Origin of the sequence: Stackebrandtia albiflava (genome assembly GCF_007994225.1) — a bacterium.
In the GTDB taxonomy this organism is placed as follows: Bacteria; Actinomycetota; Actinomycetes; order Mycobacteriales; family Micromonosporaceae; genus Stackebrandtia; species Stackebrandtia albiflava.
Map to the genome: position 1 here is coordinate 111789 of NZ_VLLL01000006.1, position 12709 is coordinate 124497.

The following is a 12709-nucleotide window of genomic DNA, read 5'->3' on the forward strand; positions in this document are numbered from 1 at the left end:
CCGGTTCACCGGACGCCGCAGCTCGGTCTATTGAGGACGGCGCGTCCGTTCGGGTCGATCCGCGAACCAGTGCGCCGACTGACCGTGCCCACGGGTCCAGGCCAGTGGTGCACCGTCCAGGGCCAGGACGTTGTGGTGGCCGGGACCGGGCGGTTCCGGCAGCGAACCGTACGGCAGCACCGTGGGTGCCTCGTTGGCGATCCAGTGACCCGGGAGCGCGCGGACGGTCTCGGTGAACGCCGCCCGGCCCTCGGGTGGGACCAGGTGCAGTACGGCGGTGTGGAACACCACGAGGGTGGCGCCCGAGGGGGCCTCGGCGGCCAGCGCCGCGAGGTCGCGGCTGAGGTCGCCGCGCACCAGTAGCGGCGGTTCGGCGGCGGCGATCGCCGCCGCGGCCCGGAGTCGCTCCCTGCGGTGCGCGTGCTCCGGCCAGATGAGGGCGTCGAGCCAGGCGAGGTCGTCGGGGTCGGTGACGTCCAACGGGTTCAGTTCGAGGCCGGCGCGCCACACCACCTCGGGCAGCCGGTCGGGAACCGCGACACCGGTCAGCTCGCAGTCCAGGACGGGCGTGCCGGTGCCGCGCAGTCGTTCCCCGTAGCGGTAGCCGTATCGGTCCGGGTACAGGCACAGTCCGGCCGAGGCGCCCACCTCCAGTAGCGCCAACGGTTGCGGAAGGGACGCCAGGACGGGGAGCAGCACGGCGCAGCGACCGGGTTCGTTGGTCTGGGTGATCCGGTTGCGGATCTCGGTGGAGACGCGGGTCCAGTGTTCCCGTACGTACTCGCCGAACCGTGCGGTGTCGTCCACGGGGCCGCCGAGCAGCCGGACGACGCCGAACAGCAGGTTGGGTTGCCGCTTCTCGCGCGGCAGCGTGGCCAGCAGGCTCAACAGCCCGGGGTCCTCGGCGACGGCGAGTGCGAGTCGTTCGTATGTGGGCGAGACGCCTCGGGCCTCGTCGAGGCCGAAGCGGACGTACCTCTCGGCAAGCGACATGGCGTCATGCTGGCACGCCCGGCGGGCGGGAGGTGGCGTCTGTGGTGCTTCTCATCGGCGGGTATCGGTGTGGTTTTCCACAATCCCCGGGTTATCCACAAGCCACCGTTCCGCGACTCGACACCCCGTGACCCGCCAACATCATATGGCGGAGAGGAACCGTCGATGAAGACGACGCTGCACCTTACGCCCGCCCACCGGCGCAATGCACCATCTTCCTGCTTTCGTTATGGAGAACGTGGCAGCGGTGCGAGCATGCAGGATGGCATTGTGCAATGTGACTCATACCGATTTCGGAACCGGCGCTACGACGGTGGAAACCTCAACCTGGCCATCCCGAGTCTTAACGAGGTCGGCCGATCGCTCGCTTGTTGCGAGCAAGTGTGGCTGTGCGAAGTCCTCCAGTGCGGCTACAACGTCAAGTACGGGATATTCCCGACGATCGGCCAAGTAGCGGGCGACCTGCCGTAGCGCTGGCTGCGGCAGGTTGACCTCCTTCGGGACGTTTGCGTCGGCCTTGAGGAAGGACCGGATTACCTGCCAACCACTGTAAAACACTTCCATGAAGTCACCGTCATGCTTGAGCGGACAGACGATCATGTTTTTGGAATCGTCTTTGTATGGGAGATCCGACGCGCCTTGTTTGCTCGGCACGATTCCGACCCGCAGCCCTCGTGCGGATTCTAGCTGTGAAGGATTGATCTTTACCGACGTCCCAACCCATTTGTCTAGATCAGACATTCCAAGGAATAGGTCTGCCTTCCAAAGGCCGGCAATGCTTTGCGGTAGATTGGGCGGATTCTTTCTCTTGCGAAAGGCGTCAGCGACGTTACGTAGATGCTTTTTGAGCTTTACGGGACGGCCCTGGGTTCCATACATGAGTTGAGAATCAGCTGTGAGGAGGGCTAGCGACGTGTCAACCAGTTGGTTCACTCCTGCCTTTTCTGCCGCAAACAGCATGGATGAAGGAGCTTCACCAGGTAGCTTACAGTGCTTTGCAAGGGCATCATGAACCCTTTCCAGCACCATGGGGTCCTTGTGGAGTACAGCACTGTGGACTGCGTACTCAAAGCAGATACCGCAGTCCCCATCGCCTTCCCGGTATACCCTCGGTAGCATTTTTAGCTTCAGTTTCTCGTGCCCGCCTGCCTCGTTGACGATGTCCGCTTTTTGGGCAAGCAACAGCCCGGTTAGGATCGGTCGCACAACGGAAGTAATCGCGGAAACCTCGTCAGCGACGGGACTCTGCTGGGTTTCAAGCCTTAGGCTCAAATGATCCACGTTGGCTCTCCGATTGAAGTTGGAATCTTGACTAGGTGAGGGTCTGACTGTCACCGCTTCCACAACGGCTAGGTCGTACCCGCTGTAGTAGACCAAGGCATGGACGCTAGGCGGATCGACCCAGCGTGCTCGTTCGTTCTATATGTACACGTGCGTTGCTGTGCTCCAATGAGCGGGATCACCACAACTGGTATCGGGGAGGAGTGGCGGCCCCCGACCCGGGGACGGCGCGGTCGGCACCGGAACCCGCTCGGCTCGCCTGTTACTTGGTGTGTTGCGCGCCGATGCGGAAGCCGTAGTCGCGTTCGAGTCGTGCCACGGCGTCGGGGTCGCCCGAGCGCAGCGCCTCGTGGATCTCGTCGTGCGGTGTCGGGCGGGTCTCGGCGACGATCTGGGTGAAACGGAGTTCCCCGTCCGCCAGCATGACCCCCGACCAGCCGGCCGCGACCATCACACCGAGGCAGAGGAACAGGAAGCCGTCGAGTTCGAAGTCCATGAACGCCTCGACGATCCGGTAGCCGGCCACTCCCATGCCCGCGAACGTGAGCATGAAACCGATCCAGGCGAGTGTCTCCGTCGACCAGGTCACCGTCGTCACCCACTGCGCCCGCCCGTTGAGGGCGATCCACCACACCGCGTTCACCGTGTACAGGGCGGCGATGACGGCCAGTACCGGGATCTCCCACCAGTAGCCGGGCCCGAACTCCGCGATCCAGCGGATCAACGTGATGACCAGCAGTGTCGCCATGACGGTGCTGACGATCAGTCCCCGGTACAGCAGGAAGGTCCGTGACCGTGGCGGCTTGGGGTCGTCGGCCCAGTCGGGGGCCACCGGCCCCAGGTCGGGACCGTCGCCGCCGGCCTTCGGGCGGCGCAGGTGTTCCACGTCGGTCTGGAAGCGTTGACCGACGATGCGGCGTTCCAACAGGATGCGTTCCGGGTCGTCGGGGGCGGCCGGGTCGTACCAGACGTCGAAGCGGTTTCCGACGACCGGTGCCCAGCGCGGATAGTCGGGGTAGTGGAACTTGACGTCGCGGGTGCCGTCGGGTCCCGGGTACTCGACGGTGAGGGCGAACACCGGTTGCTGGTTGAGCCATTGCCGGGTGAACCGGACCCCGGTGACCTCACCCGCGACACGGACACCGTGGGCGGCGACGTGGGCGGCGATCGCCTGCCGTCGCCGTTCGTCCCGCATGCCGGCGGTGAAGCGGCGCACGCGCGTGAACGCCGTCCAGCCGATCAGTCCCGGCATCAGGAGCGTGGCGACACCGGTCAACGCCAACGGTACGGCGTCGATCCGGTCCGCCGCCTGCCACAGCGCGATCCCGGCTCCCACCGGCCACCCGGTGGCGAAGGCGAGTCCGGCGACGCCGTAGGTGATGCCGGCCAGCGGCGTCGGGGGTTTGGCGTGCCGGCCGGAGACGGTGTTCATCCCCGCGCGGGCGTATCCGATCGACTTGATGAGCGCGGGATTCAGGTGTTCGGCGGAGCTGAAGGCGGCGAGGACGCAGGGGGTCAGCATCATCACCGGCGCGAACCACCAGGGCATCACCGGCCACAGGGCGAATCCGGGCGCCAGTGCGGATCCGGTGAGTACCCAGCCCATGCCGGCGCCCAACGGGAACCACATGAGGGCGCTGACGACGACGCCGCGGCGGAACACGGCGTGGTGTCGTGCGCGGATGCGGGGCGCCCACGGCAGCGGAAACGTCTTCGCCCCGACCCGCGCCTGCGCGAGGGTGAACGACATCCGTTGAATGTAGTCAGGACGCGCAAACGTTTTGTGCGCGTGGGAGGTGGGCCGTCGGCGAGGTCTCGTGGCGGGACGGACCCGCCACGAGACCTCGCGTGTCAGTCCTTCGGCGTCGCGCCGCCGGTGAGTGCGAGGCCGTCGCCGGATTCGGGGACCGTGACGGTCACGGTGTCGCCGTCGTGGATCTCGCCGGCGAGTAGGCCGCGGGCGAGCCGGTCTCCGATGGTGTTCTGCACCAGGCGGCGCAGCGGCCGGGCGCCGTAGACCGGGTCGAAGCCGCGTTCGGCGAGCCAGGTCTTGGCGTCGGGGTCGACCTCCAGTTGCAGGCGGCGGTTGGCGAGCCTGCGCCGCAGCGCGTCCAACTGGACGTCCACGATGGACGTGAGTTCTTCGCCGGTGAGCGAGTCGAAGACGACGACGTCGTCCAACCGGTTGAGGAACTCGGGTTTGAAGTGTTCCCGGACCCCGGCCAGCACCGCCTCCCGCCGGGATTCCGGCGACAGGGTCGGGTCGGCGATCGCCGCCGAACCGAGGTTCGACGTGAGGATCAGGATGGTGTTGCGGAAGTCGACCGTCCTGCCCTGCCCGTCGGTGAGCCGTCCGTCGTCGAGCACCTGGAGCAGCGTGTCGAACACCCCCGGGTGCGCCTTCTCGACCTCGTCGAGCAGTACGACGCTGTACGGGCGACGCCGTACCGCCTCGGTGAGCTGCCCGCCCTCCTCGTAGCCGACGTAACCGGGGGGCGCGCCGACGAGCCTGGCCACCGAGTGGCGCTCGGAGTACTCGCTCATGTCGATGCGGACCATGGCGCGTTCGTCGTCGAACAGGAAGGCGGCGAGCGCCTTGGCGAGTTCGGTCTTGCCGACGCCGGTGGGGCCGCAGAACAGGAAGGACCCGGTGGGCCGGTTCTCGTCACTGATCCCGGCGCGTGCCCTGCGCACCGCGTCCGACACCGCCGACACCGCGGTGGCCTGGCCGATGACCCGGCGGCCCAGTTCCTCCTCCATGCGCAGCAGTTTGGCGGTCTCGGCCTCCAGCATGCGGCCGGCGGGGATGCCGGTCCACGAGGAGACGACCTCAGCGATGTCGTCGCTCTCGACCTCCTCCTTCAGCATCGCGCCGGACGCCTGGAGTTTCGTCAGGTCGGCCTCCGCCGCGGTGAGTTGCCGTTCCAGCTCGGGGATGCGGCCGTACCGCAGTTCGGAGGCGGTGGCGAGGTCGGCGTCGCGTTCTGCGCGGTCGGCCTGGCCGCGCAGTTGTTCCAGTTCCTCCTTGATGGCCGAGATGGCGGAGATGCGTTCCTTCTCGGTGTTCCAGCGTTGCGAGACGGCGGTCAGTTCCTCGCGGCGGTCGGCCAGTTCGCGGCGGAGCCGTTCGAGGCGTTCGGCGGAGGCCGGGTCGGCCTCCTTCGCCAGCGCCATCTCCTCGATCTCCAGGCGTTTCACTGCCCGTTCGATCTCGTCGACCTCGACGGGCCGGGAGTCGATCTCCATGCGCAACCGGGAGGCGGCCTCGTCGATGAGGTCGATCGCCTTGTCCGGCAGGAAGCGGTCGGTGATGTAGCGGTCGGACAGTGACGCGGCGGCGACCAGCGCGCCGTCGGTGATGCGGACGCCGTGGTGGACCTCGTAGCGTTCCTTGAGGCCGCGGAGGATGCCGACGGTGTCGGCGATCGAGGGTTCCCCGATCAGGACGGGCTGGAACCGGCGTTCCAGTGCCGGGTCCTTCTCGATGTGTTGGCGGTACTCGTCGAGGGTGGTGGCGCCGACCATCCGCAGCTCGCCGCGCGCCAGCATCGGCTTGAGCATGTTCGAGGCGTCCATGGAGCCCTCGCCCTTGCCCGCGCCGACCATGGTGTGGAGTTCGTCGAGGAAGGTGATGATCTGGCCGTCGGAGCCCTTGATCTCCTCCAGTACCGACTTGAGCCGTTCCTCGAACTGGCCGCGGTACTGGGCGCCGGCGACCATGGCGCCGAGGTCGAGTGAGACGACGCGCCGGCCGCGCAGCGACTCCGGGATGTCCCCGGCGACGATGCGTTGCGCGAGCCCCTCGGCGATGGCGGTCTTGCCGACGCCGGGCTCCCCGATGAGCACGGGGTTGTTCTTGGTGCGGCGGGACAGTACCTGTATGACGCGGCGGATCTCGGTGTCGCGGCCGATGACCGGGTCGACCTTGCCGTCGCGGGCGGCGGCGGTCAGGTCGATGCCGTACTTCTCCAGGGCCTTGTAACCGCCCTCTGGGTCGGCGCTGGTGACCTTGCGGTCGCCGCCGCGGATCTGCGGGAACGCCGCCACGAGGGACTGTTCGGTGGCGCCGGCCTTGCCGAGGGCGTCGCCGCAGGCGCCGCCGACCTGGGCGAGCCCGGCGAGCAGGTGTTCGGTGGAGACGTACTCGTCGCCGCCGGAGGTGGCGAGGCGGTCGGCGGCGTTGATGGCGTTGAGCAGTTCCCGGGCCATCGAGGGTTCGGCCATGGAGGAGCCGCGGGCGCTGGGGAGGCCGCGCAGGCCGGTCTCGGCGGTGACGAGGAGGGCGTCGGGGTCCGCGCCGACGGCGCGGAGCAGTGCGGGGGCGGTGGAGCCGGCGGTGGTGAGCAGGGCTCGCAGCAGGTGCCAGGACTCGACGGTGGCGTGCCCGGACTGGGCGGCGTCGGTGGCCGCCGTCGAGATGACCTCCCGGCTCTTGGTCGTCAGTCTTTCGACGTTCAACGTGTCTCCCGTTCAAGGCGCGTGCGGAGTCGGTTCGAGAGTTGAGTCTAGTCGGCTCAAGGTTGATCGGCCAGTCGGAATCCGGGCGCGGCGTGCCGTGTCGTCCGGACGACCCACCGGGCGGCGGACGGTCTATATCGTCGTGTGCATGTCCATGAATCCGATCGCGCTCGTGACCGGAGCCGGCGGCGGAATCGGCCGGGTCACCGCGATCCGGTTGTCCCGCGCGGGTTACCGCGTGGCGTTGACCGCCCGCGACCCCGACCGGCTGGAGCGGGCCGCCGCCGAATGCCCCGGTCCCACCCTCGTCCTTCCCGTCGACCTGACCGCGCCGGGAGCGGTGGAGTCGGTGTTCGCCGACACCGAGGACGAGTGGGGGACGGTCGGGGTGCTCGTCCTCGGGGCCGGCACCGCCACCTCCTCCCCGGTCACCCGCATCACCGACGAGGAGTGGCGGCGACAGCTCGACGTGAACCTGACCGCGCCGTTCCGGTGCGTGCGGCGTGCCGTCCCCGGGATGCGGGCCGCCGGTCACGGCCGGATCGTCGCGGTCGCGTCGGTCGCGGCCAAACGGGGGGACCCCTACGTCACGGCGTACTCCGCCGCGAAACACGGCCTGCTCGGAATGGTGCGGTCGGTCGCGGCCGAGCTCGCCGGTACCGGGATCACCGTCAACGCGGTCTGCCCGGGATACGTGGACACCCCGATGACCGAGGAGTCGGTCGCCAACATCGCCGCCCGGACGGGTAAGACGCCGGACGAGGCCCGGCGGCTCCTCGCCGGTAAGCAGCCGATCGGGCGGCTCATCACGCCCGAGGAGGTCGCGGCGGCCGTCCAGTTCTGTATCGACAGCCCCGGCGTCACGGGGCAGGGTCTCAACATCGACGGTGGAGCGGTGCAGTCGTGAACCGATACGTGAATCCCCCCGAACTGGCCGCCCCCTCGGGGTTCTCGCACGCGGTGATCGCGCCGCCGGGCCGCACGGTGTACCTGGCGGGGCAGACGGCGGCCGACGCCCGTGGCCGGATCGTGGGCGGCGGTGAGTCACCGGACGTGGTGACGCAGTTCGCGCAGTGCCTGTCCAACCTGTTGACCGCGCTGGCGGCGGCCGGGGGCAGGGCCGAGCACCTGGTGAGCATGCGCATCTACCTGGTGGACGTACCGGCCTACCGTGCCCGGGCGCGGGAGATCGGCGCGGTCTGGCGGCAGCTCGCGGGCGATCGTTATCCGGCGGCGGCCGGGATCGGCGTCGCCAGGTTGTGGGACGACGACGCGATAGTGGAGATCGAGGGCGTCGCGGTCATACCCGGCTGACGTGCGCGGCCGTCACGCGAGGAGGCGGGCGGCGGCCTCGGCGGCCGGCGCGGCGAGTCTGCGGCGCAACCGGCCGAAGAGCCGTTGGGCGTGGTGGCCGGGCCAGTCGGCGGGCAGCAGTTCGGTGGGGAGTCCGGGGTCGAGGTAGGGCAGCCGGCGCCAGTCGGTCACCGCCGAGACCCATCCCGCCAGCGGCGCGGCGTCGAGGGTGCCGGTGTGCCGGTCGAGGAATTCGCGGTACATCCCGGCGATGCGCGGGAGGTCCCACCAGGTCGCGACGGCCTCGGGAAGCGGCAGGTCGCCGTGGTAGTCGGACGTGAACAGTGAGACGTAGCGGCCGAGCGCGATGCGGCGGAGCATCGCGGCGGCGGCGGGCAGGGTGTGGGCGGGCGCGATCCACACTCCGGGGGCCGCCTGTCCGAAGCCCAGCCAGGTGAGTCTGCCCCGCAGAACGTGTCGTTTGGCGCGCATCGACTCCGGTATCGAGAACACGCACAGCACCCAGCCGTCGCCGGAGCGGCCGGCGGTGGGCCGGAAGATGCGGCGGTCGCCCTCGTCGAGCAGTTCCCGGCCGGGTTCGGTCAGGGAGTACCCGGCGGCTCCCGCCACCCGGGTGGCCTGCAACATGCCGCGTCGTTTGAGGCGTGACACGGCGGCTCGCACCGCCTGTTCGTCGACGTCGAGTTCGGCGAGGAGCCGCACCAGCCCGGCCACCGGCAGCGCACCGCCGGCCTGCCGGGCGTACAGCCCGTAGACGGTGACTATCAGGGAGCGGGGGGTGGCGGACATGACCGGGCCTTTCTTCGGCGAACTGAACGATAGCCGGTCTGATGGCGATATCTTGACGCACGTCACGGTTACGGAATACCGTCGTATGGGGAGGAAGTCACCGCGGGTCGGTACGCGCCGTGCGGATTCGCGGCCGGTGACGGACGAGTGTCCGCGACGCGGTGGAACGGCCGGGACGTGCCGCCGCGGGGTCCGTGTGCCGGACACGTCGTCAACTCCGAAAGGCTTGTGACCATGGCAGCGTCGCCCGTTCTCAGCCCGTCCGCTCATATCGATACATTTACTCGCGATAATCTCCCCGATCCGGCCGACTGGCCGGACCTGGGCTGCGACCTGCCCGGCCTGCGTTATCCCCAGCGGCTCAACTGCGCCGACGTCCTGCTGGACGAGACGATCGCCCGGTTCGGCGGCGACCGGCGGTGCCTGATCACCGACACCTCCGAGTGGACCTACGCCGAACTCGCCGACCGGTCGGCGAGGATCGCCGACGTCCTGACCCGGGACGCCGGACTCGTCCCCGGCAACCGGGTGTTGTTGCGGGGACCGAACAACCCGATGATGGTGGCGTGCTGGTTCGCCGTCCTCAAGGCGGGCGGCGTGGTCGTCACAACCATGCCGTTGCTCAAGGCGGGCGAGCTGCGCACCATCGGGGAGATCGCCCACATCGATCTGTCACTTGTGGATGACCGTTTCGCGGACGAGCTGGTCGAGGCGGACGTCTCCCCCGTCATGACCTTCGGCGAACTCACCTCCCGCGCCGAGGGCCGGCCCGCCGACCACCGCTCCGTCCCGACCGCCGCCGACGACGTCGCCCTGCTCGCGTTCACCAGCGGCACCACCGGGCGGCCCAAGGCCACCATGCACTTCCACCGCGACGTCCTCGCCAACGCCGACACCTTCTCGCGGCACGTGCTGCGGCCCCGCGCCGACGACGTGTTCGGCTGCTCCCCACCGCTGGGCTTCACCTTCGGGCTCGGCATGGAGGTCGTCTTCCCGATGCGGGCCGGTGCCGCGTCACTGTTGCTGGAGAAGGGCACCCCGGACCTGCTGCTGCCCGCGTTGGCCGCCCACCGGGTGAGCGTCATGGCCACCGCGCCGACCGCGTACCGGGCGATGCTGGGGGCCCTCGCCCTCGACGGCTCCACGGACCTGTCCCGGTTGCGGCGCTGTGTGTCGGCGGGCGAACCGCTGCCCGCCGCCACCTGGCACGACTGGCGGGAGGCGACCGGTTGCCGGCTCATCGACGGCATCGGCGCCACCGAACTGCTCCACATCTTCATCTCCGCGGCCGACGACGACATCCGGCCGGGCTCCACCGGGCGACCGGTGCCCGGATACCGGGCCGCCGTACTCGACGACGACGGCCGGGAGCTCCCCGCCGGGGAACTGGGCCGCCTGGCGGTGCGGGGACCGACCGGTTGCCGTTACCTGTCCGACCCCCGGCAACGCGACTACGTCCGCGACGGCTGGAACATCACCGGCGACATCTACCGCACCGACGAGGACGGCTACTTCTGGTACCACTCCCGCAGCGACGACATGATCATCTCCGCCGGATTCAACATCTCCGGCACCGAGGTGGAGTGGGCGCTGCTGGGGCATCCGGGCATCGCCGACTGCGCCGTCGTGGGCGTCGCCGATCCGGTGCGGACCATGACGGTCAAGGCGTACGTGGTTCCCCGGCCGGGTCATGAACTGACCGCCGAGGACGTCGTAGGGCACTGCCGTGACCGGATCGCCAGTTACAAGCGGCCACGTGAGGTGGAGTTCGTGGAGTCGCTGCCGCGCACCTCGACCGGCAAGGTGCAGCGGTACCGGTTGCGCGCGGCGGAGTGACCCGCGCGGCCGGTCAGTACCACCACCACAGGAACCGTTGCCGCCGCCGTATCGTCAGCGACGATCCCTTGATCTCGCCGGTCACCACGAACCGCACCCCGCGACGGTCACCGGTGAACGGCACCTTGTTCGTCGCCGACGACGCCCGAAGCGACACCGACTCCTCCGCCCACGCGTCCGGGGGAAGGACCAGGACGATGCTGGAACCCTTGGTGTTCAACTCCACGTCGACCTGCCGGTGCCCGATGACCGCCTCGGTGAAGTCGAGTTTCATCGAGGAGGAACGCGGCTTCAACCGCAACCGGCGCGGCACGAGCCAACGGCCGTTGCGGGTCATCGACGAGCCGCGTGGGGCGAGCAGCTCGTCGTCGCCGGCCGTCGTCTCTCCGGCCGCCGTCGCCGGCAGGTCGGCCAGCAGGGGCTTCAGATCGCCGAACGTCCGGGCCTCGTACACCGCGCTGCTGCGCGCCGCGAACTCGTCGAGGTCCAGCCGGCCCTCGGCGGTGCAGGCCTGCAGGTGCGCCACCACGCGTTCCCGGTCTTCGTGTGAGAGCCGAAGCCGGGCCGATTCCATCTCACCTGACATGTATCTACTCTGCCATCCCCTCGGCCGCCCGGCATCGGCGGCGAAGGCGGACGCGATCCGTGGGGTCGGCACCCGGTGTCCCGGGCGCCGACCGGTGACGTGTCGGTTCAGCCGCGACCGTGCGCCCGCGACGCCAGCCACAGCGACATCGCGCGGACCCCGTGACCGATGGCGTTCTCGTCGGGCGTGAACGCCCCGAAGTGCGGATAGCTGTCGATGACCTCCGCTCCGGGGGAACGCACCCCGAGGAACGTCCACGTGCCCGGGAGCCGGTCGAGGAAGAGCGCGTAGTCCTCGCCGCTGAACGGGACGGCGGCCTCCATCCGGATCGCCCGTTCCCGGCCGAACGTGCCGCGCAGGAAGCGGTGTAGCGCGTCGCCCTCCTCGACGGGGCAGGCCATCGCGGGGAACGGGTCTTCCGGGAACACCGCGCCGGTCGTGCCGTGTTCCCGCGCGATGCGGTCGACGTCGCCTCTGAGGGTGACGTACCGCTCCTCCGGCCAGCACCGGAACACGACCTGGACCTCGGTGGCGGTGTCGGTCCGTGCGACACGGGTCCGCAGATACACGAACTCCGCGAGCGGTCCGTCGGGCGTCACGAAGTCGGTGACGAGCCGTTCCACCCCCTCCGGTCCGTCGGGGGGTGACACGGTGCCGAGCGCGGCGATGCGGGCGGCGAGTTCCTCCGCCCGCGCGGCGGCGTCCGGGCCGGTCACGGTGATCGCGCCCGAATCGCGGCCCGGCAGGCCGAATCCGGCCGTGGTGGCGAACGTGCCGACCGGAAACGGTCCACAGTGCAGCGCGTGGATCTCCTCGGGGCGGACCCGGTCGAACACGCCGTCGTCGAGCATGGCCGCCGCCCCCGTCAACGCCTCCTCGGCGGGCTGGAAGACGAACACGACGGTGCCGTGCAGGCGGCGGCGAAGCCGGGACAGCACCTCCGCGACGCCCACACCGACGGTGGTGTGCAGATCGTGCCCGCACAGGTGCGCGGCGGCGATGCCCCCGGGGATCTGGTCGGGCGCGGGGACGGCGTCCATGTCGGCCCGGAACGCGACGGTGCGGCCGGGATGCGCGCCCCGCAGTACCCCGACGACTCCGTGACCACCGACGCCGGTGGTGACGTCCAGACCGCACGCCCGCAGCCGCGCCGCGACGACCCCGGCCGTGCGGCGTTCCTCGCCCGGCCCCTCCGGGTGGGCGTGCAGGTCACGGCGCAACGCGATCAGGTCGTCGCGCAGCTCGTCGGTCAGCGCCTCCACTGAACGGTCGAGCCCCTTCGGCGAGTCGCCGGAGGCCCGGCCGGTGCCGGGTAGCGCCGCCACGGCGACGGCGGCGGCCGTGCCGCCGAGCAGCGTGCGTCTGTTGAGGACGGTGTCGGGTGTGGGCATCGTTTCCTCCGGTGGACTGGATGGTGCGGCTACTGCGCCGAGTGTGGCCCGGAATCCACCG

General features: G+C 69.6%; 10 protein-coding genes. 3 read left to right on the forward strand and 7 right to left on the reverse strand.

Translation table 11 applies throughout. The features are described from left to right. Positions 1–27 precede the first annotated feature (27 nt). The 4 genes from LX16_RS11240 to clpB all read right to left on the reverse strand — a co-directional run bounded on the left by LX16_RS11240 (position 28) and on the right by clpB (position 6732). On the reverse strand, positions 28–993 hold the full coding sequence (locus LX16_RS11240) for a DUF2332 domain-containing protein (protein ID WP_147137793.1): 966 nt from the start codon (positions 991–993) through the stop codon (positions 28–30). A 282-nt stretch (positions 994–1275) separates the two neighbouring features. Beyond that, a complete protein-coding gene (locus tag LX16_RS11245) occupies positions 1276–2370 on the reverse strand; it encodes a hypothetical protein (RefSeq protein ID WP_211354457.1) in 1095 nt (364 codons plus the stop codon). Between the two features lie 166 nt (positions 2371–2536). Next, positions 2537–4024 (reverse strand): DUF3592 domain-containing protein, encoded by a 1488-nt coding sequence (locus tag LX16_RS11250; protein ID WP_147137797.1) that lies wholly within the window; start codon positions 4022–4024, stop codon positions 2537–2539. Positions 4025–4125: 101 nt separating this feature from the next. After that, positions 4126–6732 carry an ATP-dependent chaperone ClpB gene (gene clpB / locus LX16_RS11255; RefSeq protein ID WP_147137800.1) on the reverse strand — a complete coding sequence of 869 codons (2607 nt, stop codon included), beginning with the start codon at positions 6730–6732 and terminating at the stop codon, positions 4126–4128. Between the two features lie 148 nt (positions 6733–6880). Here clpB and LX16_RS11260 point away from each other — a divergent pair, with 148 nt between their 5' ends. Continuing rightward, positions 6881–7639 (forward strand): SDR family NAD(P)-dependent oxidoreductase, encoded by a 759-nt coding sequence (locus tag LX16_RS11260; protein WP_211354458.1) that lies wholly within the window; start codon positions 6881–6883, stop codon positions 7637–7639. Further along, the gene (locus LX16_RS11265) at positions 7636–8046 is read left to right on the forward strand and encodes a RidA family protein (protein ID WP_147137803.1); all 411 of its coding nucleotides are present in this window, start codon (positions 7636–7638) and stop codon (positions 8044–8046) included. The genes LX16_RS11260 and LX16_RS11265 overlap by 4 nt, the downstream gene beginning before the upstream one ends. A gap of 12 nt (positions 8047–8058) precedes the next feature. Here LX16_RS11265 and LX16_RS11270 read toward each other — a convergent pair whose 3' ends face one another. Next, a complete protein-coding gene (locus LX16_RS11270; RefSeq protein ID WP_147137806.1) occupies positions 8059–8835 on the reverse strand; it encodes a PaaX family transcriptional regulator in 777 nt (258 codons plus the stop codon). 234 nt (positions 8836–9069) lie between these two features. On the opposite strand from LX16_RS11270, the gene LX16_RS11275 reads away from it, so the two are divergent. Next, positions 9070–10671 carry an AMP-binding protein gene (locus LX16_RS11275; RefSeq protein WP_147137809.1) on the forward strand — a complete coding sequence of 534 codons (1602 nt, stop codon included), beginning with the start codon at positions 9070–9072 and terminating at the stop codon, positions 10669–10671. A 13-nt stretch (positions 10672–10684) separates the two neighbouring features. On the opposite strand, the gene LX16_RS11280 is transcribed toward LX16_RS11275, so the two are convergent. Further along, a complete protein-coding gene (locus LX16_RS11280; RefSeq protein WP_147137812.1) occupies positions 10685–11257 on the reverse strand; it encodes a DUF1707 SHOCT-like domain-containing protein in 573 nt (190 codons plus the stop codon). A gap of 107 nt (positions 11258–11364) precedes the next feature. Further along, positions 11365–12648, reverse strand: a complete 1284-nt coding sequence (locus LX16_RS11285; RefSeq protein WP_147137815.1) for a M20 metallopeptidase family protein — start codon at positions 12646–12648, stop codon at positions 11365–11367. Positions 12649–12709 lie beyond the last annotated feature (61 nt).

Bases quoted from the DNA above. Each gene is read 5' to 3' on its own strand.
- LX16_RS11240 (WP_147137793.1), bottom strand. From the start codon at position 993: ATGTCGCTTGCCGAGAGGTACGTCCGCTTCGGCCTCGACGAGGCCCGA.
- LX16_RS11250 (WP_147137797.1), bottom strand. From the start codon at position 4,024: ATGTCGTTCACCCTCGCGCAGGCGCGGGTCGGGGCGAAGACGTTTCCG.
- LX16_RS11260 (WP_211354458.1), top strand. From the start codon at position 6,881: ATGTCCATGAATCCGATCGCGCTCGTGACCGGAGCCGGCGGCGGAATC.
- LX16_RS11270 (WP_147137806.1), bottom strand. From the start codon at position 8,835: ATGTCCGCCACCCCCCGCTCCCTGATAGTCACCGTCTACGGGCTGTAC.
- LX16_RS11275 (WP_147137809.1), top strand. From the start codon at position 9,070: ATGGCAGCGTCGCCCGTTCTCAGCCCGTCCGCTCATATCGATACATTT.
- LX16_RS11280 (WP_147137812.1), bottom strand. From the start codon at position 11,257: ATGTCAGGTGAGATGGAATCGGCCCGGCTTCGGCTCTCACACGAAGAC.
- LX16_RS11285 (WP_147137815.1), bottom strand. From the start codon at position 12,648: ATGCCCACACCCGACACCGTCCTCAACAGACGCACGCTGCTCGGCGGC.